The following is a 26463-nucleotide window of genomic DNA, read 5'->3' as shown; positions in this document are numbered from 1 at the left end:
CTTAAATAAGATTCGCCTCCCTATAGCAAGCGCTAGGCCAAGTTTTAATTGGCTCAACATCATGATATTTATAATTATTTTGTGATTGGAACTAGATGCGGATCACGATATATCACACATTGGCGATATATCGCGTTTTTAGTGTGCTCGTTTTGAATTAGATTTCACTCGATTGACGCTGGATCCCCAATTTTTTCATTCGCGATCTCAGTGTACTTGCGGGCACACCGAGGACATTCGCTGCGCCGAGTGGGCCGGATATGCGCCAGTTTAAGCGCTTAAGGGTTTGTTCTATATGCAGCGCTTCCGCTTCCGCTAAGGTTTGCCCTTGGGTTTGAGCTAAGGGATTATTGCTCGGCATAGCGTGGATCTGCAGAATATCTCCTTGGGATAGAATGGCTTCGCGTTCGAGGATATTTTGCAGTTCGCGCACATTGCCCGGCCAAGTATAAGCCATGAGTTTTTGTAGCCCTTTTTGGCTCACTCCACGAATTTTTTTACCTAGCTTACGATTCAAGTTGTGCAGAATATGGCTGACGAGTTCGGGAATATCTTCGATTCTTGCGCGCAGTGGTGGTACTTGAATAGGGAATACATTCAAACGGTAATAGAGATCCATCCTAAATAATCCCTGTTCGACTCGCTTGAGTAAATCGTGGTGACTGGCGGCGACTAAGCGAATATCCACTTGAATGGTTTCGCTGCCACCGAGACGTTCAAAGGATTGTTCTTGGATGACTCGCAGTAGTTTTGATTGGGCTTCTAAACTGAGTTCAGCGACTTCGTCGAGGAACAGTGTGCCTTGATGAGCAAGTTCGAAGCGACCTTTACGGCGGCTCGTGGCGCCAGTAAATGCCCCCTTCTCGTGACCAAAGAGTTCACTTTCTAGTAAAGATGCCGAAAACGCGGCACAGTTGACACTGATCATGGGTTTATCTTTGCGGCGACTGAGCTGATGTAAGTTACGGGCAACGAGTTCTTTTCCTGTGCCATTTTCACCACAAATGAGCACAGTACTGTCGGTATTGGCCACCATGTGCAATTGCTGGATCATATGGCGGATCACTGTACTGGCACCCGAAATATCCACATCACCCGTTTTGTCTGCCAACTCTGCCTGTAGATAATGATTTTCAGAGGCGAGTCGCTCCGAGAGCGCTTGTACTTGGGCTAGGGCTTGGCGTAATGACTGCTCTGTTTGTTTTTGAATACTAATGTCGCGAAATATCGCGACTACACCAATCAGTTGATTGTCACGGTAAACAGGGGTGGAACTGTAATGAACGGGGAAGCTACTGCCATCTTTACGCCAAAATACATCGTGGGTGATTTCTCGGGTGATCCCATCCTTTAAGGTGTTGTAAATCGGACAATCCTCTTGGGGATAATGACTGCCATCTGCATGGCTGTGATGATGGCAGTTATGGATGTTTTTACCGAGTAGCTCTTCATTCTTCCAACCCGTCATGCGTTCGGCTGCCGGATTGATAAACACCGCATTACCGCTTAAATCAAATCCATAAATACCTTCGCCGACAGCGTTGAGCAGTAACTGGTTTTCCGGTAAGAAATGCTTATCTATCGATTTTTCATTATTGACTGAAATCTTATTGGTCATCTGTCTTACTCTGGTTTTGGCGGTATTTTCTGAGTATACCTTAAGTACTGTGACGCGATATATCGTGTTTTTGATTATGCCCTTTAAGCATTTTTTCTTTGGTGATTTTTCTGCTCACACTTTTGCCGTTCGAATACATTTTACTTGATGCCATACTCTAAAAAATATTTTCATCTAAGAAATTGATATAAAAGATAAATGACTAATATTCATTCAAAAGTCTGATTTAACATTGGATATTGTTTCATTTGTGTTATAAAAATGTTTGTGCAATGTGATTTTGTGTTGGCCGTGGTAGCAAGGTTTAGGGACGAGAATCGCACAAAGCAGGTCAGGTATTCTAAAAATAATAAGCAGTTGGGATGAATATGATGACCTCAAAGAAGCAGAAGTTTGGATTAAGTGCAGTGAGTTTGGCGATTACTCTAGCCTTGTCTGGTAGTTTAATCAGTCCGCAGGCAATAGCAGAAGAAGATGAGACGGCTGTTAAAAATGAGAACGTTGAAAAAATTGCAGTTGTAGGGTCCCGTGCTGCGCCACGCTCAATCGGCGATTCCCCCGTTCCTATTGATATTATTAGTAGTGACGACCTTAAAAAAAATGGCTCAACTGACATGATTGATATGTTAGTGACTTCGGTGCCATCGTTTAACTCACGCGCTCAACCCATTAGTGATGCAGCAACCTTAGTTCGTCCCGTTAATTTACGGGGTTTGCCATCAGACAGTACGCTAGTGCTAGTCAACGGTAAGCGTCGTCACCGTGCATCTGTGATTGCGTTCCAAGGAGGTGGTATTAACGATGGCGCTCAAGGTCCTGATATTTCGGTTATTCCTGGTTCTGCATTAAAGCAAGTTGAAGTGTTGCGCGACGGTGCTGCTGCGCAATATGGCTCTGATGCGATTGCAGGAGTCATGAACTTTGTTTTAAAAGATAATTCCGAGGGTGGTTCTATCACTGTGACCCAAGGAGAATATTACGAGGGTGATGGTGCTACGACTACGGTCGAAGGTGATGTCGGTTTACCTGTGACTGAAAATGGCTTCGTCAATTTGAGCTTCCAGTATAAAAATGCTGACTCCACTAGCCGTAGTGTGCAGCGTCCTGATGCGGCTAACTTAGCCGAGCAGGGTAATACCGCGATTAATGACCCCGCTCAAGTGTGGGGTAATCCTGAAATTAATGATGACTATTCAGTGTTCATCAACTCAGGCTTAGACATTAATGCCAACATGCACGCCTATGCCTTTGGTAATCTTTCTTCCCGCGATGCCGTGGGAGGCTTCTATTATCGTTACCCGCAAAATCGTAGCAATGTGTATTCCAATGATGGTGGCCAGAATTTACTTGTGGGCGCTGTAAATGGTGATCCATCAACATGTGGACTCGTACCGATCCCTAAAAATGCTGATGGAAGTGACGGCAACGTACTCGACACTGATGCATACAAGGCGATGGTTGCCGATCCCAATTGCTTTGCCATGAACCAAATTTTCCCAGGGGGTTATACACCGCAGTTCACCGGCACCATTGAAGATATGTCCTTCTTCGCAGGCGTAAAAGGCGATATCGGTGAATGGAATTATGATTTCAGTGCTGGTACGGGGGCGAACAAAGCCAGTTTTGGTCTTAAAAATTCGTTGAATCCATCATTGGGATTAGATACCCCGACGGATTTCGATACGGGAGCTTATGAGCAAGTTGAAACTACCGTTAACCTCGATTTCTCGCGCTTCATAACCTTAGGAGGCATTGAAGACATTAGTTTTGCTTCTGGTTTTGAATGGCGAAATGAGTCGTTTGAGATTTCTCAAGGTGATGAAGCCTCGTGGATTGCTGGCCCTTATGCTAGTCAAGGTTTCAACATTGGTGCGCATGGTTTTAAAGGCTTTGGCCCAGAGTCTGCGGGTAAAAACTCACGTCATAACATAGGTATTTATACTGATTTAGAAGCTTATTTAAGTGATGACTGGTTACTCGGTTTAGCACTGCGCTACGAAGACTTTTCAACCTTTGGTGATACGTTAAATTACAAATTGACGTTGCAGTATTCTGCAACGGATGAATTGTCGTTCCGCGCCTCACACAGCACCGGCTTTCGTGCTCCAACGGTTGGCCAAGAAAACGTGGTGAATACCCAGACATCGATCATCGATGGTGAATTGATCCAGACCTTTATTGCCCCCCCAACCGATCCGCTTGCGGCATTTTACGGTGGTGAAGTGTTAAAGCCAGAAGAGTCGATTAGTTATGCGATTGGGGCTGTATATGAGTACGAAAGCTTCTTCTTAACGGTCGATTACTACAACATTGGCGTAGAGGGCCGTATTGCACAGTCGAGTAAGATTGATGTTGAGGCTACAGATTATGATGCGCTACGTGCCGCTGGGGTTGAGTTCCCTGAGTTGATCCAAGGCGTGAGTTATTACACCAACGACTTTGATACTACCACTCAAGGTATCGATATCGTCGCTTCCTATGATGCGGAAATCCTATCGGGTAATGCTAAGTTCAGTCTTGCCTATGGTTGGACCGATACCAGCGTTGATAAGTTTGATCTTAAAACGACCGATGCGGGTAAAGTTCGTCGATTAGAAGATGGTATCCCAGCGCACCGTGCCACCTTAACTTGGGCACAGTCATGGGACAAGGTAACCCTGTCACTACGTGGTAACTATTTTGGTGAGTACTATGCGACTCACGCTGATGATACCTCTGACTGGGGCTCTGAAATGGCTGATGCTGCAGTGACCGTCGATCTTGAAATGAGCTATCAATTACTTGATGGCTTAACCCTGGCGGTGGGGGCTAATAATCTATTTGATCAAGAAGCGCAAAAGCTGAAAGAAGGGACCTTGGGTGAACTCGGTGGCGTTTATTATGAAAGTGGGCCATTCGATTACAACGGCGGTTTCTACTATGGTCGAGTGAATTACCGTTTTTAATGAGTAAGCCAATTTATAGAAGCGATTTCTAACCCACCTTTCAAGAAATTTGGCTTTTATAAATAGAAGTGAAGTAAGCAAAAAGGCTGCAATGCAGCCTTTTTTATTCGTATTTGACTCGTCCTAAATATGGTTTAGTGCTTAGTTACGATTCGTTTGCGCGGCAGCTAAACCATTTAACACATCACTCATACTGAGTTTTGACGGCAATAGAATCCCATTGGGGGCGCTTGGACCATAAATTTTATTGTAGGGCGTGCCGGGGACTCCTTCGTGGCGCATATAGGTTTCAATCGTTTTATTCGCCTCACTCCAGTTACCTTGCATCAGAATGATATTGTCGGCCATCAAGGCATTTACAATTTGCTCCCTGTGGGTGACTTCCGCTTTATTCGTTTGGCAGATGGTGCACCAATCAGAGGTGATATCGACAAAGACGGTATAGCCTTGGGCAACCAGAGGCGCGATTTTCTCTGGGGCTAAGGTGTGCCATTGTAGTTTTTGATAGGCTTGGTAATCCTCGCTTTTGTGCACAAATCCAATAATAGCACTGAGTCCTAAGGCGAAAAATCCCAGCACAAAAATCACCGTCAGTGGTATGGTTTTACCTTTTTGTCTTTGCCAAAGCAGTAATAAGATCGCACCTATTAATAGGCAAAGAATAAAAATACTGGTCAGCGTTATAGTGTTCATAAAATTTCCTGATTGAGAATCGCCTTTGTGATAATAGCGATGAAGGCTTAGGTATTAAGGCTTGGCTATAAAGACTTAGGTTAACGCTAATCTTAGCGGTTAACGGCTTAAATCAGTGTGAATTTATGGGATTATCGCGTTTTGGGTTCTCTTAAATGACTGTTCATTTATTGAAAATGGATTTATTAGCGTTAACGCCTTGATGACGCGATGTTAGAATAGCAAGCAAGTTTAAGGCCCTGCAGTGGGCTTTTTTATTCGGCGAAAGGTGTCTCAATGAGTTGGAGTACTTGGTTAGGTTTATTGGCTATTTGTTGTTTGGGGGCTATGTCGCCGGGCCCAAGTTTGACTATGGTAGTACGTCATACTTTAGGTGGTGGGCGGGGAAAGGGTATCGTTTGTGCTTGGGCACACTCGATAGGGATTGGGATCTATGCGCTGGTGACGTTACTGGGCTTAGCCGTAGTCCTTAAAAAGGCGCCCTTAGTCTTTAATGGCATTGCGATTCTCGGTGCCTTATACCTTGCTTGGATGGGAGTTCAAGCGCTGCGTTCCAATGGCGGTATGCAAGCTAAATTGGCTGCAGGGGAGGCGACAGATACCTTAACTGCAGCCCGTGATGGTATTGCTATTTCTTTATTCAACCCTAAGATAATGCTATTTTTTCTTGCGTTATTCAGCCAATTTGTGATGGTCGCCGACAGCATGACGGCTAAAGCATTAATTGTTTTTACACCGTTAGTGGTCGATGGTCTTTGGTACACCTTGATAGCCTTATTGCTATCCCACTCGAGTGTGTTGCCTAAATTGAGAGAGAAAGCGGGGTTAATTGATAAGTTGTCCGGCGTAGTATTAATATTGCTGGCGATTCGTGTGGTGTACACGCTTTAGTGATCTATCTAAAATCATTGGTTTTAAATAACAAACATGCCATCAATCGATGGCGTGTTTGTTTATGGCTATGCATTTAAATCAAGGCGTGATTAGCCTTTAAACATTTGCACAGAATTATCAGCTTCTTCTGCCACACTTTCTTGGATAATGGGTGGATTGGCAATGTGGTCGTCTAAGTTGTCACTCAGCATTTCTTTGAATTCACTGCTAAACCATTCTAATGCGCTCTCTTTTTCAGCACCGAGATCCGCTGATTTAATCGCGGCTTCGAAGGCATTAAAACGTGCTGCGGCAAAACGGAGTGCTGTGCCAACTTTACCTACATCTGCTTCTTGTTGGCTTAGCTGATTGGCTAAGGCAATAAACTGATCGGCAAGTTCGTAAATGGTGGTGCTGCTCGTGTCGGTCATGGCGTTCACTCTAAAAAAGTAACAGATTAAAGTTCGATTCTAACTTAATTGGTGTAAGAAGGAATCGTCAGGCATTAACTATTGGGATCTGTGTCGGTAATGACGACTCCTGTGTGGGAGTCATAATTAATCGACAGTTTATCGTTTGTTCGATACAAATAAGTGCACTGGCCAGGATCGGTATAACTGGCTTTATAGTCGGTTTCAGTCGCATCAATATTCAAGCGCGAGACACTCGGCTGGGCATTTTGGAATAATACTTCCCATACCGATATACAGTCTTCAACATTATCGAGTGCCGGAGAGGCCTCATTGCCATGGATATAGTGTTGTGCTGGCCAACCGAAGGCGTTGAAATCTATTTGTTCGGATTGTGCCGTACCAAATACGGGTAAATCCTCTTTTGGACCTGAGCCCACTTTTACAGCCCATACGGAACGTGCCAGATTGATGGCTGATTTAAAGCCTCCGCCTGCCGCTTTAACGGTTGCAATTTGCGCATCTTGTTGCACATTGATAAATTTTGGCAGGGCCACTACGGCTAAAATACCGAGCACTATGATGACCACCACAAGTTCAATTAAGGTGAAACCCGTTTGATGTCTTTGAATTGATTTATCAGAATGTTGGATCATCATTACGTATCAGAGTGTGCGAGAATGGGCGCACTATATCACTTAATTTCGAATGTTTTAAATTGAAAGTCTTAACGTGAGACCTAGCAGGTTTAGTGGTATTACTTAGCGGCAAGTAAGGTCTGCAAACTTGCCATACCACTATAGGACTTTTAAGCTAACCCGATTATAGAATTGAGGAAGTAAAATAGTGACTCAGGTGACATGGCAAACATTTATCGATGAGCAAAGAGCTTTGCTTTATTTTCAGCAACTAAGCGCATTTGTTGATAATGAACGCAGGGCTGGGAAAGTGGTTTATCCCCCCGAAGTTGATGTTTTCAATGCTTTTAGTATGACGCCCCTTGAACAAGTCAAAGTGGTTTTGATTGGCCAAGATCCCTATCACGGCCCAGATCAAGCCCATGGTTTATGTTTTTCGGTTAAACGCGGGATAAAACCACCGCCATCTTTAGCCAATATGTACAAAGAATTAGCGACGGATATTGAAGGTTTTGTTGTGCCATCCCATGGTGATTTATCCGCATGGGCGGAGCAGGGGATATTGATGCTCAATACTGTGCTGACCGTTGAGCAAGGCAAGGCGCATTCCCATGCCAAAGCCGGGTGGGAAGTCTTTACGACTGCGGTGCTGGAATTATTAAATCGGCAGACTCAGCCGATTATTTTCGTGCTTTGGGGCAGTCATGCCATTAAAAAGGGTCAAGTCATTAACGCACCGCAACATCAAGTGCTCACAGGACCACATCCTTCACCTTTATCGGCTTATCGCGGTTTTTTTGGTTGTGGGCATTTCTCTCAAGTGAATCAATTATTGCTTGAGCGAGGCGAAACGCCGATCCTTTGGCAGGTTTGATTTTAGGGTTGCGGTTAAAGCAATAAAAAAGGTCTTACTGAGTAAGACCTTATTTTTGGGGCGAAACTACATTTGTTAGCAATCAGTGGTTTCTGTCGACCGAAATCTTAGCTAGCGTTACTAAGGCTTGCTTATAGTCGCTATCGGGTAAAGCAGATAATGCCGCGATGGCTTTCTCTGATTCTTCAATTGCTTTTTGTTGGGTGTAGTTTAACGCGCCGCAATGGTGCAGTGCTGCTACGATTTTATCTATTGCCTGAGTACCATCACCTTGCTCAATTGCTTGACGTATGAGCTGTTTCTCTTCGTCTGTGCCATGGGCAATGGCATAGATGAGTGGCAGCGTCGGTTTACCTTCGGCAAGGTCATCGCCAATATTCTTTCCTAGCTCGTCACTGTCGGCGGTATAGTCGAGTAAGTCGTCGGTAAGCTGAAAGGCGGTGCCGAGATACTTACCATAGTTGCCTAAGGCGGTTTCTTGCTCAGGCGTTGCACCTGCTAGCACGCCCGCGAGTAGCGTAGCGGCTTCAAATAACTTGGCAGTTTTGCAATAAATGACCCGCATATAGCTTTCTTCAGTGGTGTCTGGGTCATTGCAATTCATCAGCTGTAAGACTTCACCCTCGGCCAACACGTTAGTCGTATCAGCTAACACTCTGAGCACTTTCATGTTGTCAAGTTCAGTCATCATCTGGAATGAGCGGGTATAAAGGAAATCCCCGACTAGCACACTGGCACTATTGCCAAACAGTGCATTGGCGGTTTCTCGTCCGCGGCGTAACGTCGATTCATCAACTACATCATCATGGAGCAATGAGGCTGTATGGATAAACTCAATAATCGCCGCTAGCTTAAGATGTGCTTCGCCTTCGTAGCTCACCGCACGTGCGGCTAGAACCGACAGCAGAGGACGAAGACGTTTACCACCACCATTAATAATGTAAAAACCTAATTGATTAATTAGGGCGACATCTGATTCAAGCTGTTTATATATCAGCTGATTGACTGCTTGCATATCAGTGTCAGCCAGTTGACGAATAGCGTTTAAATCCATAATAGACTCTGGTTGTGGGGTCATTACGTACCCGGCCCCTGTTTAGGCTCACGTGTTATAATGAAATGAATTTTACCTAAAATTCTGACATATGACAGCACTAGCTCAACTAATGTGAGAGTTAATCCGGTCTTTTTTTATTCTTTCCTAATTAGGGCTTGCCAGAGTTAGATTCTTCGCGTAAACTCCGCGCCCATTGTCAATAAAGTTTTTGTAGCACCCTGCCTCATCCAAGAATGAGCCCGCGTGTTAGGAATTGGAGTAAAATAGCTATGTACGCTGTTTTTCAAAGTGGTGGTAAACAACACCGTGTAGCTGAAGGCCACACAGTACGTTTAGAGAAGTTAGAAGTTGCAACTGGCGAAACTATCGAGTTCGATCAAGTTCTTTTGATCGCTGATGGCGAAACAGTGCATGTTGGTGCTCCTTTAGTAGCTGGCGGTAAAGTCGTTGCTGAAGTTGTAAGTCACGGTCGTGGCGATAAAGTTACTATCGTTAAGTTCCGTCGTCGTAAGCACCACGACAAGAAAATGGGCCACCGTCAGTGGTTCACTGAAGTTAAAATTACTGCTATCAACGCATAATAGGAGTCTAACTCATGGCACATAAAAAAGCTGGCGGTTCTACTCGTAACGGCCGCGATTCAGAAAGTAAACGTCTAGGTGTTAAGCGCTTTGGCGGTGAATCAGTTCTAGCTGGTAACATTATTGTTCGTCAACGTGGTACTAAATTCCACGCTGGTGTAAACGTAGGTATTGGTCGTGACCATACTCTGTTTGCTCTGACTGACGGTAAAGTTAAATTCGAAGTTAAAGGCGCTAATAACCGTAAGTTTATTAGCATCGAAGCTTAACTTTCGAACCTAGCTCATACTGTTAAAGCCCCGCCATTGGTGGGGCTTTCTGTTTTTTGTGCTTCTATTTACGCCGTGTAGATGCTTGAGTTGGTAAATGATTACCAAGAATGAGCATTGACAGGTAAGATTGGAAGCAAAGTATCTCGAGTTTTTTGGCGACCAATGAAGTTAGACGGTATAATTGCTTCATTCAGTGGTGCCAGGAGTAAGTATGAAGTTTGTCGATGAGGCAGTAATTAGGGTCGAAGCAGGCGACGGCGGTAGCGGTTGTGTTAGCTTTAGGCGCGAAAAGTATGTACCTGATGGTGGTCCTGATGGTGGTGATGGTGGCGACGGTGGCAGTGTTTTTCTGCAGGCTGACGAAAACTTCAACACTTTGATCGAGTTCCGTTTTGAACGTTTTCACATGGCTGAACGTGGCGAAAATGGTCGTGGCCGTGATTGTACTGGTCATAGCGGTAAAGATCTGATCTTAAAAGTTCCTGTTGGTACTCGCGCGGTCGATCATGATACTGAAGAAGTCCTTGGGGATTTAACAACCCACGGTCAAAAGCTATTGGTTGCCAAAGGTGGTTTCCATGGTTTAGGTAACACTCGTTTTAAGAGCAGTACTAACCGTGCTCCACGTCAAAAGACGTTAGGGACACCTGGTGAAGTTCGTAGCCTTAAATTAGAGTTGTTACTGCTGGCTGACGTTGGTTTGCTTGGCATGCCTAACGCGGGTAAGTCGACATTCATTCGTGCGGTTTCCCGTGCAACGCCGAAAGTGGCTGATTATCCGTTTACAACACTGGTGCCTAACTTAGGTGTGGTTAATCCACGTCCTGGGCAAAGTTTTGTGATTGCGGACATTCCTGGTCTCATCGAAGGTGCTGCCGATGGTGCGGGTTTAGGTATTCGCTTCTTAAAGCATCTTGAGCGTTGTCGTATTCTGCTGCACATCATAGATATTGAGCCGATTGACGGAACCGATCCGGTTGAGTCTGCGCGCGCTATCGTAGGTGAGCTTGAGAAATACTCTCCAAAGTTGGCGAGTAAGCCACGTTGGTTAGTCTTTAACAAAACCGATCTGCTGCTTGAAGAAGAGCTGCAAGAGAAGGTTGATCGTATCGTTAAAGAAATGGGTTGGGAAGGCGATGTTTACACTATCTCCGCCTATAACCGCGACGGTACCAGTGAGTTGGCATTAAAACTCCTCGATTATATTGCGAGTCTTCCACCTGAAGACAATGAAGTCGACCCAGATAGTGAAGTTGAGTTCAAGTGGGATAATTATCATCAAGCAAACCTTGATTCATTGAATGAAGATTATGTTGATGAAGATGATGACGACGACTTTGATGATGACGACTACGACGTAGAAGTTATTTACCAAAGATAATAGTAATCTTTGAGTTTTGAGAGTTCTGTGTACGCTGATACTCAAAATGATATTACTCGGCAAGTTGTGCGTGCTGCACAATTGCTACTGGCCTACGGCGCGGAATCTGATTTAGTTGAAGAAATCAGCCAGCGTCTAGGTCAGGCTTTAGGTCTTGCCAGCGTAGAACTCTCTATTTCCTCTAATTCCCTCGTGTTAACCAGTTTGGTTCATGGTCGCTGTATCACAACTACTCGTCGTATTCGTGAGCATGGTATTAACATGACAGTCGTCTGTGAATTGCAACGTATCTGTCTACTCGCTGAAAAGGGGTTGTATGGCCCAAATGAAGTGCGTAAACGCTTGGCGCGGATTGAACCTAAAACCTATCCTCCTAGCTTAGTGGTATTCATGATTGGCCTGTCGTGCGCTAGCTTCTGTCATTTATTTAATGGCGATCTCACTGCATGCGTGATTACTTTTTTTGCCGCGGCAGTGGGTATGTCGGTACGTTTAGCAATTGCTAAGCGGCATTTTAATTTATTAGTCAATTTTGCCATCACAGCTTTCGTCACCAGTATGCTGGCTCAAACGGGTTATTTGTTTGAGTTAAGTGAAACGCCTAAGGCTGCTATGGCCGCGAGTGTGCTGATGTTAGTGCCGGGTTTTCCGATGATTAATGCGATTTCCGACATGGTAAAAGGGCACATGAGTGTCGGTATATCCCGCTGGGGTCATGCTACTTTGCTGACCGTTTCTTCAGTGATAGGGATTACGATTGCGATGCAGATCGGCGGAATTTTCCTATGATGGAATTATTGATAGCTCTTTTGCACGATGCTTTTTTCTCAGCCATCCCCGCCGTAGGATTTGCTATGGTATTTAATGTTCCTAAACGATTTCTTCCTTACTGCGCTTTAGCGGGAGCCATTGGCCATAGTTCCCGTACTTTAATGTTACAGTTTGGTCTGCCAATCGAGTGGGCAACCTTCGCCGCCGCGGCATTAGTAGGGATTATTACCATAGGGTTTGGTAAGCGCCACTTAGCGCCACCTTTAATGTATGCTGTCGCCGCGATTATTCCTATGATTCCAGGCACTTATGTATTTAATACTGTGATTGCCTTAGTGCAATTGACCGCTCAATCTCAAGTCAGTCCTGAACTGACGGGGCAAGTGATTAGTAATGGCCTCAAAACCGTCTTTATTCTAGGGGCGTTAGCCGTGGGTTTGGCCATGCCGAGTTTGCTGTATTTCAGGACCCGCCCCGTCATTCAATAATTCTATTTCTATAAAACAGGAGTGAGCATGCGCATTGCTATGATAGCCGCGATGGCAAACAATCGAGTCATCGGAAAAGATAATAAAATGCCATGGCATCTTCCAGAAGATCTACGTCACTTTAAAGCGATGACCCTAGGCAAGCCTGTTGTGATGGGACGTAAGACCTTTGAGTCAATCGGTAGGCCCCTTCCTGGTCGACATAACATAGTGATTTCACGCCAAACGGATCTTGTGATTGAGGGCGTGACCTGTGTGACCTCGTTTGATGCAGCCAAACAAGCTGCTGGTGAGTGTGAAGAGTTAGTGGTTATCGGTGGTGGCCAGCTTTATGCCGAGTTATTGCCCTGCGCCGATATCTTATATTTGACGCAAATCAATCTTGAGGTGGAAGGCGATACATTTTTCCCCCACTGGGACGATGGGACTTGGAAGGAAACTGAATCTTTGGCGAGTATAAATGCGGCTGGTTTGGAATATCGCTTTATCAATTTGGTAAAAAAATGTTAAATTGCAGCTTCTGTTGTGTACCCTGCGTGTATGGGGCGTCAGTTTATCTAACGTATTGCATCATATCGGACATTTAGTTTTCACGGAAAGAGATAGCCTATTTCGTTATCCTAGATTTCGAACGAGAGCTAAAGCCAAGAGGTCAATATCATTTAGACAATAGATGCAGCCCATACAGAATTGATAATAAAACTATAAGAAAGTATTAAGGAGTATCGGATGCGTCTTATGCCTGTGGCCTTGGCTGCGTTGATTGGATTTAGTTCTATTGCTGTACCAACCTCTGCTGTTGCGGGGGAAGATCCACTCGTAGCGAGTCTTTGTGATTATGTAAAAGCTAACGACAAAAACCGCTTGCGTAAAAAGTTAAAAGAAAGCCGCGTTAAGTTACGTCAGATTTACAGTGGTATCAGTTGCGATGGTGCAAGTCTATTGCGCACCGCTTACGGTGCGAGTGCGAACGATACCGGTGAGTTTGTGGCTAAGCGTTTGTCGGCGACTGAATTGAGTGTTGCTGAAGCTGATGGGATGACTATCCAAGCTTGGGCTGAAGCAAACGGTCATGGTGCTAGCCCAATTACCGCTGCAGTGAAAGAGCGCCTTGGCGCTGCTGCGGGCGGTGAAGAAGAGTAATGCGGATTTGAACTTAGCGGCACTTTAGCTCTATTTACTGCTAAGTTATATTAAGCGTCTAATATCAAGTATCTAGCATTAAGCTAGATAAAAATGCCAAACTTAAGTTTGGCATTTTTTATGGCCTTAATTTGTGCAAAGGCCGGACAGTTCGAGTCGTCAGTAAGATAGGCAAGTGAATTCGTCTCAAAAGAAAGGGCCGCTAAGCGACCCTAGGTTTTAGTGGTGATAAACATTAGACTCTAAATTCACCGACCGAAGCTTGGAGTTCTTCGGCTAATTTGGCGACTTGATGGCTAGACTGAGCCGTTTGATCTGCACCGATAGCGGTTTCTTCTGAAATTGCTGCAATATGCTCTAGTTTTTCAGAAACTTGCTGGCTTACTAAATTCTGTTCCTGCGCAGCATGGGCGATATGGGTGCCAGAATCATAGGCCTTATGCACAGATTGGCTGATGGTCTCGAGGGCAATGTTGGCTTGCTCCGTTTTTTCAACACAGGCGTTGGCTTGAGCACGCCCCATATCCATGGCGGCAACGGCTTGCTCTGCACCTTGCTGCAACACTTCGATCATCTGTTGGATCTCTCGGGTCGACACTTGAGTGCGTGAGGCTAAACTACGCACTTCATCGGCAACTACCGCAAAACCACGACCTTGTTCACCCGCACGGGCGGCTTCAATAGCGGCGTTAAGGGCGAGTAGGTTAGTCTGTTCTGCAATACCACGGATCACATCCAAAATTGAGCCAATAGAGGCGCTGTCCGACTGCACTTTATTAATCACAACACCCGCTTTGGCCACTTCATCGGCTAAAGCCAAAATAGTCAGTTTGTTCTCTTGTGCAATGGCACGCATGTGCTGAGTTTCTTGATCAGCCTGTTTGATTTGCTCAAGGGCTTGATTGGCACTTAAAGACACCTGCTGAGCACTAGAGCTAAGTTCAGTTGTCGCAGTAGCCACTTGGTCAACTTGGCTTTTTTGTTCTTGTATGCCTGAGGTGGTTTGCGCTGTGATTGCTGATGTTTGTTCGGCTGCCGCGGCAAGTTGATTTGACCTATCTAAAATACCTATGATTAAACTGCGTAAGCTATCGACGAGACGATTACAGTTTTTTGCTAGTTCGGCAAATTCATCGTGTCCAGAGTCATCTAGTTTATGGGTAAGGTTACCTGAGGCTAAGACGTTCAGGGCATTGTTCACTTGGCTGAGTGAGCGTTTTAACGGATTCACCACAGCAAAACTCACAATCACAGCGACAACGATTGCTATTAACACGACAATCATGGTTTGTATGCTGGCTGAGTCAATCTTGGCTATGGTGTCATTACTCATGTTTGCGGCAACAAGTTCGATGTTATCGCTGACATCATTCATGTTGGAATTAATGACTTTCACATCATTTTCGATAATGCCAAGTTTTATCACAGCTTCTTTGGAGTGGGAGAGCTGACTCGATTTTAGCTGCAACATAGATTGCGGACCGGTGACGAGCGCTAATACTTTTTCGATATCTTTAGTGACCGAGCTTAAGGTATCCGCTTCGACGATACCTTGACCGTGACGATTCACATATTCAAGTTTGTTCTTGGTTTCGCTGATAATGTAGTCAAGTTCCTTTGAGATCAGTTCGTGCTTACTGTCTTCGTCATTCGTTACTAAATCTGCAATAGTGGTGATGATATTTCCGAGACTAGTATCAATAGCGCTGGCTGATGCAGCAAGACTCTGCTCATCGGGATTCTGACTGCTTTCTAAATCAACAATATCGAGCAGTTCTGATGAGGCATCATCGGCGGCATTTTCGAGCTTTTTCTTTAGTTCAACGAGCTGTTCTTGCTTGCTCAATGAGGCCTCACGTTCGGCGATCATGGCAATACTATCTCGCTCAAAGGTGGCAAAGCTGCCGCTTAATTGGGCAATTAAAGAAGATAGATTCTGCTGGCTCTTGACTAACTGAGTGAGGGTGGCAATTTCGTTTTTGAACTGAGTCCCGTGGTCTTCGAACACTTTACGAATATTCGGGATATTTGCCGATCTAGGGGTGTTATAGGCAATGAGGATTTGTCTTTGTTGCTCACTCAATGCTTCACTAAGGTGGTTTGTCGATTTCAGCGCGGGCAAGCTTAATTCTTGCATCATAGCAGAGCTGGCTTTTAGGCTATTGTTGGTTAAATAAGATGTAAATCCTAGTAACACGAGTAAAAGTGTAACAATACCAAATCCGCCAATCACTCTGGTGGCTACATTAAATTTCATAGGATACTCCGATTTTTATTATATTTTTCCAAATGAAAACAGGGTGATATTCAGGGTTAGGCGGCTCAGTCTGTTATCGACTTTAAGCTGTTTTAGTTTAACTCTTTTTTAACTTTTTTTGCGTAATTTTTTGGTCTTTTTCAAGATGCCATAAGGTTAAGTGTTCACCCCAGCAACAGCCTGTATCTAAAGCCTTTAATTTAGTATCGTCGACCTTGCCCATCAACGCAGCCCAATGGCCAAATACTAAGGTATGACTCTGGCGCAGCGGCGAAGCAAACTCAAACCAAGGTTTGAGTTGTGGATTAGTACAGTTTTCAGGAGGTTGTTTGCAATCAAAATCAAGTCGGCCATCGACATAAAGATAGCGCATGCGTGTTAATGCATTGATGCAATAACGTAAGCGTTCTATGCCAGTTGCACTTGGATCCCATTGCTCTGCGGTATCTGAATACATTTGGCTTATTAATGTCTCAAGATAATCATCGTGCTTGAGGGCGCGACTGACGAGTGCGGATTCTTCTCTTAATACCTCCAGCGACCACTGAGGTGGTACACCCGCATGACTCATAATGAGTTGGTGTTCAGGTAATTCACGCATAAGAGGTTGTTGTCTCAGCCAGTCAATGGAGGCTGAGATATCGGGGGATTCTAGAATTTCAGTGAGATTATCGCTGGGCTTAGCGCGTTTGAGCTTACCGTGTAATGCCATTAGATGGAGATCGTGGTTACCTAAAACCGTTTTAGCGGAATCACCTAAGGAGCGAAAAAACCGTAGCGTAGCTAAGGAGTCAGGTCCACGTGCAACAAGATCACCTACAGCCCAGAGTTCATCGCGGGAAGGATTAAAATCGACCTTAGCGAGTAATTTTTGTAACTCAGCGAAACAGCCTTGAATATCACCAACAAAATAATGCGCCACAGTACCCCTTTCCTAACGATATTAATGTAGTAAGCCTGGGGTCGCTAAACGGAAGGGACGGATTGTCGCCTGGAAACGCTCACCCGATTCGCTGACCATACCATAAGTGCCGTGCATTATGCCAAGTGGCGTATCGAGCACAGTACCACTGGTGTATTGATAGGCAGTATTCGGCGCTATGGTTGGCGTTTCACCGACAACACCGGCACCTTGGACTTCACTGGTGTTGCCATTGGCATCAGTGATTATCCAGTGACGAGTTTCAAGTTTAGCCGCTTGCTCACCTAAATTGATGATAGTGATGGTGTAACTGAAGAGGTACTTTTCATCCTCGGGCGAGGACTGCTGCTCTATATACTCAGTTTTGACTTCGACCCGAATGGAGGTGTCCAATGCGCTCATTCTTGTTCCTAGGCTCTGGTCTAAGGGCACCTAAGTGCCCTGACATATTTATGCTTTCTTATCGCAAACCATGTTAGCCATAGCAACATACTGCTGCACGCTAATCTGTTCTGGGCGTTGACTTGAGTCAATCCCTAACTGCTCGAACTCATCGTCAGATAACATGTGCTTTAAGTTATTACGCAGAGTCTTACGACGCATGTTGAATGCGGTAGTACAAAGGTGGCGCAGTACGGTCACATCTTTACAAGGGAACGGCTTTACAGCGTATGGCAATAAGCGTACGACTGCTGAGTCCACTTTAGGTGCAGGGGTAAAGCTGTGGGGCGGCACTTCGAGAACCGGAACCACTTGGCAGAAGTATTGTGCCATGACCGTTAAACGGCCATAGGCTTTACAGCCTGGGCTTGCCGATAGACGCAGGACTACTTCTTTTTGTAGCATAAAGTGCATCGTTTCAATCTGTTCTGCAAATTCGAACAGGTGGAACATCAGTGGCGTTGAAATATTGTAAGGTAAGTTACCGAATACTTTCATTTTTTTGCCAGGCACACTCAGTTGGCCAAAATCAAACTGCAGTGCATCACCTTGGTGAATAGTCAGTTTATTTTTAAGGACTGGGTGTTGATGTAAGCGTTCAACCAGATCGCGGTCGAGTTCGACGACAGTCAGATTATCCACAGCATCGGCTACAGGTTCAGTTAAGGCACCAAGGCCTGGGCCGATTTCGACCATCACATGGTGATTATCGGGTGCAATTGCACCCACAATGCGGTCAATCACATTGCCGTCGGTAAGGAAGTTTTGTCCGAAACGCTTTCTGGCCGTGTGGCCTAAATGTACTTTGTTGCTCATTAATAATGTAATCGTTTAGTTCTTTGAGGATAACTCAATGGCTTTATTCAGAGCACAGACAAAACTGCCAATATCGGCCTTGCCTGTACCCGCGAGATCGAGCGCCGTACCGTGGTCAACCGAGGTACGAATATAAGGTAAACCTAAGGTGATGTTTACCGATTTGCCAAATCCTTGTGACTTGAGAACGGGAAGTCCTTGGTCATGGTACATGGCCAAGACGACATCGGCGTCCTGTAAATATTTAGGTTGGAACAGAGTATCGGCCGGTAATGGGCCGACAATATTCATCTGGAACTCTTCTCGCAACTCGTTGAGTGCAGGAATAATCACGTCGATTTCTTCACGCCCTAAATGGCCGTCTTCACCTGCGTGTGGATTGAGACCACAGACATAAATTTTCGGTGAAACTATGCCAAATTTGCTGATGAGATCGGCATGTAGAATCTTGATAATATGCTGTAAGCGTTGACGCGTTATAGCTTTTGCAACATAGGCCAGAGGAATATGGGTGGTCACGAGTGCCACTTGCAAACCCGGCGTTGCCAGCATCATCACTACATCGGGGCAATTTGCTTGATGGGCAAAAAACTCAGTATGGCCACTAAAGGAAATACCTGCTTGATTGATAATGCCTTTATGCACTGGACCTGTCACGACAGCATCAAACTCGCCACTCATGTTTTTCTCGCCCGCATAACGCAAGGTTTCAACTACATAAGTGCTGTTTTGCTCATCGAGCTGACCGCAAATCGACTCGCTCACTAATTTAAAGGGCGCTATGGTTAATGTGCCCGCTTCTTGCGGTTTAGGAGCTTGATTTGGCTGGTAAGGGCGGAAAGTCACTTGCAAACCGAGTCGTTTCGCGCGGCTCGCAAGTAATTCTGGATCCGCACAAACGACTAACTCAGCAGGCCAAGCCTGCTGAGCGAGTTGTACGACTAAATCGGGGCCAATACCTGCGGGTTCGCCTGGGGTAACGGCAATACGTTTAGTGCTCAATTAGAATTAACCTCGATTGGTCTCTGGCTGGAAGATTTCAATGTATGCGTCTGAACGCATTTCGTCTAGCCAGTTTTGCAGTTCTTCGTTAAATTTGCGACGGAAGATCAACTGGTGCGCACGGTTGCTATTGAACTGATCCGTGGCGTCGGTTTTTCTGCGTTCTTCTAACTGAGTGATATGCCAACCGTGAGTCGTACGGAATGGCTCACTAATTTGGTCGTTTTTCAAACTGTTGAGCGTTTGAGCAAACTCAGGTACGTAAATGCTTGGTTCTGCCCAACCTAATTCACCACCTTTTGTGGCCGAACCAGGATCCTCTGAATACTGACGCGCTAGGTCTTCAAACTTAGCTTCACCTGAGCGGATTTGCTTCAGGAATTGCTCAAGCATGGCTTTAGCGCGGTCTTCTGACAGGATCGGCGATGGCTTGAGCAAAATGTGGCGCGCTCTAACTTCTTCGATTTCTTTGGTTTGTAGGCCGCGAGCATCCATGATCTTAATAATATGGAAACCTGCACCACTCTTAATCGGGCCGATAATGTCACCCATTTTCGCACCGTTAATCACTTCGGCGAACAGAGTTGGCATTTCGTTGATGTTCATATAATCCCAAATACCGCCTTCGAGTGCCTTAGGACCTGAAGAAGAAGCGATAGCGGTACGACGGAAATCCTCACCACTCTTCAAACGTTCTAATACGATATTGGCGCGTTTGCTTGATGCTTCGAGTTGTTCACTGGTGGGGTTATTAGGCACGTCAATCAGGATATGGCCAATTTGGTATTCCACATCTTTCATCCCTTGTTCTTGGATGAGTTTGACTAGGCTAGTAATTTCCTGTGGTGATACTTGAATGCGGCGTTGTACTTGAATACGTTGAATTTCACCTAGAGTGATTTCTTCGCGCAATTGTTCTCGGTATTGGCTGAAACTTAAACCTTCGCTTTCAATTTTTTGTTGCATCTGCGCGACAGACATTTTTTGTTCGCGCGCGATGTTTTCAATCGCTTGGTCTAGTTGTAAGTCACCAATATTCAGCCCTATACGACTAGCCATTTGCAATTGTAGGCGAGTTAAGATTAAACGCTCAATCACCTGAGTGCGCAGGGCACTGTCAGAAGGTAACGATTGGTTTGCTGCTTTGGCATTCGCTTTAACAGTGTCAATCATGTTAGTGATTTCACTTTCGAGCACTATGCCGTCGTTAATTTGGACTGCAACGCGGTCTAGCGGCTGGGGTGCGGCCAATGTAGGTTGGCTGATCGCGAGTGCAAATAAAGCAAAAATCAGATGTTTACTGGGTTTCATCCACAAAATCCTTGGCACGTTCTAAGGTCAGGTTCGACGGCTTAATTGAAATAACTTTACCATTTATATCGAAATTACAGTGAGTTGCCCTAATGTAATTTTTTGGCGACGCATTTGAGTGCAAGGTTAGACCTTAAGATCCGCTTTTATTCGCTTTAGCAAAAGGTGAACGGTAAAGCACTCATTAATCTGTTTGGACTCTGAGTCCTTGTTGAGGTTCAGCAATCTATCACAATTCTTTGCTAATTCCTCAGATAAAGCGGTTTTCTGTAGTTAAACAGGCCGTCATTGAGCATATCGGATACGCCTAATGGGCCAGAACCACCGAGTCCCTTAATGATTAAGTTCAGGTAGATACCACTATCAAACTGTTCGCGAGGATCAATTGTGGCAGAACCTATGTTGTCGTCATAGTTGGTTTTAATGCGGTAATGATAACTAAGTCTTACTGCGTAACAGCATGATTCGTACTGGATACCTGTGTAAGTTTCAATACTGCGACTTTCGTTAAGGTCATAATACCAATTACCAACAAAGTAGAGGTCGTCACTGATTGGCCAAGCGCCACGAACGCCCGCTTGGGAGATGTTCACTGTATCATTGGTATTTGAGTTCAATAAATCAGGGACATAGCGATAGCTAAATTGCAGTAATTTATTCGCTTCAGGTCTGAAATCTAAGGTGACTTCAGATTTTTTATTGTCACTGGTGTTGGTATCGTACTGAATCGCAGCCCCCATATACCAATCATGGGACAAGCGGGTATCTAACTCTGCAGCAAGTACTGAAGTTGATTGATTAGACTCAAAAATACTGTCTTCGTAACCGACTTTACTGTCTTGCAGGTAAAAAATTTGTCCTAGGCTGAATTTAGTGGCTTCTTGGTTGTGACTATCAAACAGGCGTGTAGTAACACCTAGAGTGACTTGATTTGCATCGGAAATCCGATCCAGACCCGAGAAGCGACGATCACGGAATAGACCAAAGTAGTCGTCCTGTAATTGAGCCGTATCATAAATGCCTATGTTGCGTTGATCTTCGTAGCCGACATAAAGATATTGAAATTGTGGCTCGAGCGTTTGGCGGTAGTTTTGATCGAAAAGCTCAGTAAAACGTTCGAAGTTGATTTGACCATTAATCCGTACCTGCGGGATGGTGCGATTCACTGTGTCGTCAACAACTATGTCTGGATCTTCGTTATGCTGCCAATAATTGGTCTGCATCAACTTAACTTGACTGGTGAGCGAGCCTGAAGGCCCATGTATTGGCAGAGTTACGCTTGGTGACATGTACAAACGAGTCGCCGTATTAACATTGTTGTCCTGATGGGCAAAATTCGTTAGCTCCGAATTGAAACCAAAATCTAAATTGTTCCAAAAATCAGCAGCGCGATAGTTAAAGTTAACCTGAGGCATGACTTGATATGGTTTTTCATCCTCACCCAGTACTTTAATATCTTGTACTCGGGTGCTTAGATCCCAGTTACTTTCGAAGTAGCTGATTTCACCTATGCGTGATAACTGGTTATCGGTTGCACGGTTAACATCTGACTTTAAGTCATTGAAATAATTGTTATCTGATACATCGGTAAAATTCGCTAATACGCGCCAATTTTTGTCGATCGCCCCTTGATGCTGCCAGTTATATAAGTAGCGATTCGGGCTACCATCGATCAATTGGTCATTGCCTAGATATTCTAAATTGACTCGGCCATTTTGGGCTGCACCCGCCAGATAACCAAACTCTGTTTTAGTGAATAAACCACGGTTTGACATATAGCTAGGCGTAAATGTTAAATCGTACTCTGGGGCAATATTCCAATAATAAGGTGCAGAAATTTCGACACCATCTGTAGTGCTAGTGCTAAAACTAGGGTAGAGAAAGCCAGATTTACGTTTGTCTGAAACGGGGACTGTCATGTAGGGTATATAGAATACAGGTACACCGCCAATTCTTAGTTTGGCATTCCAAATTTCGCCCCATTCTTCTTCACTGTTGATCTTGATCTTTTCGGCCTCGAGTAGCCAAGACACATTGTCAGGAGGGCAAGTAGTGAAGTTGGTATTCGTTAAAATTAAATTGTTATTGATAGTAATTTGCAGTTTTTCGGCATCACCGTGAACTTGTTGGCCATGGATCCAATATTGTGCGCCTTTAAGGGTGGCACGGTTTGTCCGCATTTGAGCTTGTAAGGATTCGGCTGTAACGGTGAAGTTACTGTCTTGAAAGACTAAATTACCATTGGCATCAAACTGTTCAGTAGCTTGATCTAAAATCGCCTCATCGGCTGCTATGTGCCTATCGCCTTGGCTAAAAACCACATCGCCACGGAAAATCGCCTGCTTCCCCATTTCGGCATTGGTGTTATCAGACGCAATACGAATTTTGTTGAGTTCAGCCGCACTCATCCCTTGGGTTTGAGATACGATACGGGGTACTGGCGGTTCGATTAAGCATTGGGATGCCGAAGCGGTTAGAGAGTCGTCTGCCAGGACTAATTGCGGTAACAGGCTCAGGGCCAGAAGGTATCGGATCTGCATCTTTAGGTCAGTAATTATGATTTCTTATTCTGGACAAGTATGGATGGGGAAAGTTGCAATTGACAAACGCAACATCGCTTAATAAATCTCTCAATTTCTTAGCTGTTTCCAAATTCTATGCCAGCTATAATAAAGCAATTTTTCTTTAAGAGCCATGAAATGACTTTATCCGATCCGAGATTTCTTTCCCTTAATCAGTGGCTGAATGCTTATTTTTCCTGTGAGGTGATGCCTGTGTTGATTTCCGGAGACGCAAGTTTTAGGCGTTACTTTCGGATTTCGATGCCCGATGCCACCTTTATCGCCGCCGATTCACCGCCTCAGTTAGTGCCTATCGCCCCCTTTATTGCACTGTCGAATGCTTATTCAGCCGTGGGACTGACAGTTCCAAAAGTAATCCACGCCGATGCCGATTTGGGTTTTATGTTGATGAGTGATTTGGGCGATACCCAACTCTTATCTGTATTGACGGTACAAAATGTGGAAGGGTTTTACCGTCAGGCGCTCGATTTATTACCGCAAGTGGCCGCTGTGATTGAGTGCAAGAATCTTGATAGCGGTTTAGTTCAGGCATTACCTAACTACGATGAAGCCTTTGTGCGCCGTGAATTACACATCTTTACTGAGTGGCTGTTAGGAACACATCTTAATTTGTCTTTGGACGCTGCTGAGTTGCAATTGCTGAATGATACTTTTGATCGCCTCGTCGGCAATGCGCTATCTCAGCCTAGTGTGGGAATGCATAGGGATTTCCATAGCCGTAATCTTATGCTGCAAGCTGACAAGCTGTGCGTGATTGATTTTCAGGATGCTGTCGTTGGTCCTGTGACTTACGATGCGGTATCACTACTACGCGATTGTTATATTCGTTGGCCGCAGCCGTTAGTTGCAGACTTGATGCGGTATCATTATCAGCAAGCATTAGCGCTTGGTTTTATTCCCGCACAGACTCCTTTTGAGCAATATCAAACTTGGTTTGATCTCATGGGCTTACAGCGCCACATTAAGGCTGTGGGGATTTTTGCACGGTTAAATTATCGCGATAGTAAACCTGCGTATATGGCGGATATTCCACTGACATTAACGTATATTGTCGACATCTCGCTGCAGTATCCCGAACTCGTGCCATTTGCACACTGGTTAACTCGTCGTGTGTTACCTGCGTTTAGTGTGAGTCAGTCTTCATCTGAGGTTAAGCAATGAAAGCCATGATCTTGGCCGCTGGACGAGGGGAAAGGTTACGGCCGTTAACGGACAGTTTGCCTAAACCTATGGTGCCAGTGTTAGGTAAGCCACTGATTGTTTATCATATTGAAAAACTTGCCGCGATAGGCATAGTCGATATCGTCATCAACCATGCTTGGCTAGGGCATAAGTTAGTTGAAGCACTGGGCGATGGCAGCACTTTTGGGGTGCGCATTCGGTATAGCGCTGAAGAGAGTGCGCTTGAAACCGGCGGCGGCATTAAACGCGCTTTGCCTTTATTGTGTGAGGACGGAAGCGACGAACCTTTTTTAGTGATTAATGGTGATGTGTTTATTGATGCTTTACCGCCAATCACGCAACTGGCTGCGGATAGGCTCGCTCACTTATGGTTAGTGCCTAATCCTGAGCAGCATCCAAATGGCGATTTTGCTTTGAATGGTCATCAAGTGCAGGAGCGTGGCGATGTTAAGCACACGTTTTCGGGCATGGGCATTTATCACCCTGCGCTATTTCATGACACGCCGCAGAGCGCCTTTGCACTGGGTCCGTTGTTGAGATCGCAAATGGCTCAAGACAGAGTTAGTGGTGCCTTGTTTAATGGATTTTGGTGTGATGTCGGTACCATTGCACGATTGCAAGCGCTTGAACTAAGGTTACAAAGTAACAAGTAAATTTCGGTGCTGGCATATCCATAGGATTAAGCTAGTGCATCAAATACATAATAGAAATCAGGAAATAAGATGCGGCTTTGGGGTAAGTTTTTTGGATTTGTCATTGGCTTTATGTTCGGCCGTATTTTTGGTGCGCTGCTAGGTTTGTGGCTCGGTCATCTTTACGATAAGCGTGCAGCATCGGGCGTGGGTTTTCGACAGATTCTAGGGCAGGCTAAGAATCGCCAAGCCATTTTCTTTAATACCACATTTGCAGTAATGGGGCATGTGGCGAAAGCATCAGGACATGTTACCGAAACCGATATTCGCATTGCGACCTTATTAATGGATCAAATGCGTTTAACGGGGGAAGCCCGTAAAGAGGCGCAACAGGCATTTCGTGAGGGTAAATCGGCGGATTTTGATCTACGTAGCAGCTTACAAGCTTTTCGTGTTATTACGATGGGACGCAAAGAGTTAGTGCAGATGTTCATCGAAATCCAGATCCAAACGGCACTGTCTGATGGTGAATTGGATCCTGCTGAGCACGCTATCTTGATGACGATTGCTCAAGAGTTAGGTTATGGTCGAGCGCAGTTAGATGAATTACTTAAACGCTGGCAGGCGGAGTTTCGTTTCCATCAAACATCGAGTGGCAATAAAACATCGATTACTGATGCCTACAGTTTACTTGGCATTACGAACGAAGCTAGCGACCAAGAAGTTAAACGGGCTTACCGTAAATTGATGAATGAACATCATCCCGATAAGTTAGTGGCGAAAGGGTTACCACCGGAAATGATGGAGCTAGCTAATCGTAAGGCTCGGGATATTCAAGCAGCCTATGACAGAGTCAAGTCTGAGCGCGGTATGCGTTAGCCTTGATTAAATTGGTTTTTGTAAAAGATAAGGAATTCATTATGAAAAACACTTACCGTTTGTTGCTGTTGGCGAGTTTGTTACCTGTGGCTATGTCTACGCAGGCCGAGGTGTTTATCGCTCCTTTTGGTGGTTATAGTCTGGGGGGCGGTCAATTTGATGTGAATCAATATGAGGTCAACACAGATCAAACGGGTGATAAGGCCGATGTGAAAGTCGAGGAGTCGAGTCATTACGGTTTGATGGTGGGTATTGGCACCAATGATCCCGGTAATATTTATCTTTTATATAGTCATCAAGCCTCTGAACTGAAAAGTGGCGGCTTGTTTACGCCAGACTTTCTTACCTCGTTAGATTTAGATTACATCCACTTGGGTGGCACTTTATATTTCCCCCGTGGCGATATCCAGCCCTATGTCACTGCCAGCGCGGGGATCACCCGCATGCTGCCTAGCGGTTGGTCGAGCGAAACGCGTTTCTCCATGGGGATTGGTGGCGGGGTAGAGTATCAAGTGACGCCACACTTTGGCCTGTTTGCGGATATTCGGGGTTATGCGACTTTTATCAACAGTGACACTTCGCTGTTTTGCAATGAAGATGAATGCCTATGGCACATTACGTCGGATGTGATGTGGCAGGCTCAGGCTAACCTTGGGCTCAAAGTCAGTTTTTAGATTTAACGCATCGTCTTAAAA

Annotated in this window: 26 protein-coding genes; 14 read left to right on the top strand and 12 right to left on the bottom strand. The window is 45.1% G+C overall.

The window, feature by feature from the left end; genetic code table 11:
• Positions 1 to 157: 157 nt before the first annotated feature.
• Entirely contained in the window at positions 158 to 1618 is a 1461-nt protein-coding gene (locus CKQ84_RS02665) for a sigma-54-dependent Fis family transcriptional regulator (RefSeq protein WP_105250005.1), read from the bottom strand.
• A gap of 368 nt (positions 1619 to 1986) precedes the next feature.
• Between CKQ84_RS02665 and CKQ84_RS02660 the strand changes: the two genes are divergently transcribed.
• A complete protein-coding gene (locus tag CKQ84_RS02660; protein WP_105250004.1) occupies positions 1987 to 4563 on the top strand; it encodes a TonB-dependent siderophore receptor in 2577 nt (858 codons plus the stop codon).
• A 141-nt stretch (positions 4564 to 4704) separates the two neighbouring features.
• Here the strand turns inward: CKQ84_RS02660 and CKQ84_RS02655 are convergent, their stop codons facing one another.
• Positions 4705 to 5256, bottom strand: a complete 552-nt coding sequence (locus CKQ84_RS02655; protein ID WP_105250003.1) for a thioredoxin family protein — start codon at positions 5254 to 5256, stop codon at positions 4705 to 4707.
• 276 nt (positions 5257 to 5532) lie between these two features.
• Between CKQ84_RS02655 and CKQ84_RS02650 the strand changes: the two genes are divergently transcribed.
• The gene (locus CKQ84_RS02650; protein ID WP_105250002.1) at positions 5533 to 6147 is read left to right on the top strand and encodes a LysE family translocator; all 615 of its coding nucleotides are present in this window, start codon (positions 5533 to 5535) and stop codon (positions 6145 to 6147) included.
• Between the two features lie 92 nt (positions 6148 to 6239).
• On the opposite strand, the gene CKQ84_RS02645 is transcribed toward CKQ84_RS02650, so the two are convergent.
• Together CKQ84_RS02645 and CKQ84_RS02640 are read right to left on the bottom strand one after the other, a co-directional pair.
• Complete coding sequence (locus tag CKQ84_RS02645) at positions 6240 to 6560, bottom strand: DUF3144 domain-containing protein (RefSeq protein ID WP_105250001.1); 321 nt, start codon at positions 6558 to 6560, stop codon at positions 6240 to 6242.
• 74 nt (positions 6561 to 6634) lie between these two features.
• Complete coding sequence (locus CKQ84_RS02640) at positions 6635 to 7198, bottom strand: Tfp pilus assembly protein FimT/FimU (RefSeq protein ID WP_028761538.1); 564 nt, start codon at positions 7196 to 7198, stop codon at positions 6635 to 6637.
• Between the two features lie 187 nt (positions 7199 to 7385).
• Here CKQ84_RS02640 and ung point away from each other — a divergent pair, with 187 nt between their 5' ends.
• Positions 7386 to 8051, top strand: a complete 666-nt coding sequence (ung, locus tag CKQ84_RS02635; protein WP_173913138.1) for a uracil-DNA glycosylase — start codon at positions 7386 to 7388, stop codon at positions 8049 to 8051.
• 82 nt (positions 8052 to 8133) lie between these two features.
• Here the strand turns inward: ung and ispB are convergent, their stop codons facing one another.
• Positions 8134 to 9105, bottom strand: a complete 972-nt coding sequence (gene ispB, locus CKQ84_RS02630; RefSeq protein WP_049821790.1) for an octaprenyl diphosphate synthase — start codon at positions 9103 to 9105, stop codon at positions 8134 to 8136.
• A 272-nt stretch (positions 9106 to 9377) separates the two neighbouring features.
• On the opposite strand from ispB, the gene rplU reads away from it, so the two are divergent.
• The 7 genes from rplU to CKQ84_RS02595 all read left to right on the top strand — a co-directional run bounded on the left by rplU (position 9378) and on the right by CKQ84_RS02595 (position 13744).
• A complete protein-coding gene (gene rplU, locus CKQ84_RS02625; protein WP_006080526.1) occupies positions 9378 to 9689 on the top strand; it encodes a 50S ribosomal protein L21 in 312 nt (103 codons plus the stop codon).
• 14 nt (positions 9690 to 9703) lie between these two features.
• The gene (gene rpmA / locus CKQ84_RS02620) at positions 9704 to 9958 is read left to right on the top strand and encodes a 50S ribosomal protein L27 (RefSeq protein WP_006080527.1); all 255 of its coding nucleotides are present in this window, start codon (positions 9704 to 9706) and stop codon (positions 9956 to 9958) included.
• A gap of 214 nt (positions 9959 to 10172) precedes the next feature.
• Entirely contained in the window at positions 10173 to 11342 is a 1170-nt protein-coding gene (cgtA, locus tag CKQ84_RS02615; RefSeq protein ID WP_105250000.1) for an Obg family GTPase CgtA, read from the top strand.
• Positions 11343 to 11369: 27 nt separating this feature from the next.
• Positions 11370 to 12131 carry a threonine/serine exporter family protein gene (locus CKQ84_RS02610; RefSeq protein ID WP_105249999.1) on the top strand — a complete coding sequence of 254 codons (762 nt, stop codon included), beginning with the start codon at positions 11370 to 11372 and terminating at the stop codon, positions 12129 to 12131.
• Complete coding sequence (locus CKQ84_RS02605) at positions 12128 to 12601, top strand: threonine/serine exporter family protein (protein WP_105249998.1); 474 nt, start codon at positions 12128 to 12130, stop codon at positions 12599 to 12601. Before CKQ84_RS02610 ends, CKQ84_RS02605 begins: the two co-directional genes overlap by 4 nt.
• A gap of 27 nt (positions 12602 to 12628) precedes the next feature.
• A complete protein-coding gene (gene folA, locus CKQ84_RS02600) occupies positions 12629 to 13111 on the top strand; it encodes a type 3 dihydrofolate reductase (RefSeq protein WP_028761532.1) in 483 nt (160 codons plus the stop codon).
• A 219-nt stretch (positions 13112 to 13330) separates the two neighbouring features.
• Positions 13331 to 13744: a DUF3718 domain-containing protein gene (locus CKQ84_RS02595; protein ID WP_105249997.1), complete on the top strand. Its 414-nt coding sequence runs from the start codon at positions 13331 to 13333 to the stop codon at positions 13742 to 13744.
• 235 nt (positions 13745 to 13979) lie between these two features.
• On the opposite strand, the gene CKQ84_RS02590 is transcribed toward CKQ84_RS02595, so the two are convergent.
• The 7 genes from CKQ84_RS02590 to lptD form a co-directional block, all read right to left on the bottom strand.
• Positions 13980 to 16001 carry a methyl-accepting chemotaxis protein gene (locus CKQ84_RS02590; RefSeq protein WP_105249996.1) on the bottom strand — a complete coding sequence of 674 codons (2022 nt, stop codon included), beginning with the start codon at positions 15999 to 16001 and terminating at the stop codon, positions 13980 to 13982.
• A gap of 97 nt (positions 16002 to 16098) precedes the next feature.
• Complete coding sequence (locus CKQ84_RS02585) at positions 16099 to 16923, bottom strand: symmetrical bis(5'-nucleosyl)-tetraphosphatase (protein ID WP_105249995.1); 825 nt, start codon at positions 16921 to 16923, stop codon at positions 16099 to 16101.
• Positions 16924 to 16944: 21 nt separating this feature from the next.
• The gene (apaG, locus tag CKQ84_RS02580; RefSeq protein WP_028761528.1) at positions 16945 to 17325 is read right to left on the bottom strand and encodes a Co2+/Mg2+ efflux protein ApaG; all 381 of its coding nucleotides are present in this window, start codon (positions 17323 to 17325) and stop codon (positions 16945 to 16947) included.
• 48 nt (positions 17326 to 17373) lie between these two features.
• Positions 17374 to 18180 (bottom strand): 16S rRNA (adenine(1518)-N(6)/adenine(1519)-N(6))-dimethyltransferase RsmA, encoded by an 807-nt coding sequence (gene rsmA / locus CKQ84_RS02575; protein WP_028761527.1) that lies wholly within the window; start codon positions 18178 to 18180, stop codon positions 17374 to 17376.
• Positions 18181 to 18195: 15 nt separating this feature from the next.
• Positions 18196 to 19182 (bottom strand): 4-hydroxythreonine-4-phosphate dehydrogenase PdxA, encoded by a 987-nt coding sequence (gene pdxA, locus CKQ84_RS02570; protein ID WP_105249994.1) that lies wholly within the window; start codon positions 19180 to 19182, stop codon positions 18196 to 18198.
• Positions 19183 to 19188: 6 nt separating this feature from the next.
• Positions 19189 to 20493 (bottom strand): peptidylprolyl isomerase SurA, encoded by a 1305-nt coding sequence (gene surA / locus CKQ84_RS02565; RefSeq protein ID WP_105249993.1) that lies wholly within the window; start codon positions 20491 to 20493, stop codon positions 19189 to 19191.
• Between the two features lie 242 nt (positions 20494 to 20735).
• Complete coding sequence (lptD, locus tag CKQ84_RS02555) at positions 20736 to 23033, bottom strand: LPS assembly protein LptD (RefSeq protein WP_105249992.1); 2298 nt, start codon at positions 23031 to 23033, stop codon at positions 20736 to 20738.
• A gap of 159 nt (positions 23034 to 23192) precedes the next feature.
• On the opposite strand from lptD, the gene CKQ84_RS02550 reads away from it, so the two are divergent.
• From CKQ84_RS02550 to CKQ84_RS02535, 4 genes are all read left to right on the top strand, one after another.
• Complete coding sequence (locus tag CKQ84_RS02550) at positions 23193 to 24236, top strand: aminoglycoside phosphotransferase family protein (RefSeq protein ID WP_105249991.1); 1044 nt, start codon at positions 23193 to 23195, stop codon at positions 24234 to 24236.
• Entirely contained in the window at positions 24233 to 24910 is a 678-nt protein-coding gene (murU, locus tag CKQ84_RS02545; protein ID WP_105249990.1) for an N-acetylmuramate alpha-1-phosphate uridylyltransferase MurU, read from the top strand. Before CKQ84_RS02550 ends, murU begins: the two co-directional genes overlap by 4 nt.
• Before the next feature lie 69 nt (positions 24911 to 24979).
• Positions 24980 to 25768, top strand: a complete 789-nt coding sequence (gene djlA, locus CKQ84_RS02540) for a co-chaperone DjlA (protein WP_105249989.1) — start codon at positions 24980 to 24982, stop codon at positions 25766 to 25768.
• 41 nt (positions 25769 to 25809) lie between these two features.
• Positions 25810 to 26442: an outer membrane beta-barrel protein gene (locus tag CKQ84_RS02535; protein ID WP_028761520.1), complete on the top strand. Its 633-nt coding sequence runs from the start codon at positions 25810 to 25812 to the stop codon at positions 26440 to 26442.
• The last annotated feature ends 21 nt before the right edge of the window (positions 26443 to 26463 follow it).

This window comes from Shewanella sp. WE21 (genome assembly GCF_002966515.1).
In the GTDB taxonomy this organism is placed as follows: Bacteria; Pseudomonadota; Gammaproteobacteria; order Enterobacterales; family Shewanellaceae; genus Shewanella; species Shewanella oncorhynchi.
This window is presented reverse-complemented; position numbering and strand designations above follow the sequence as displayed.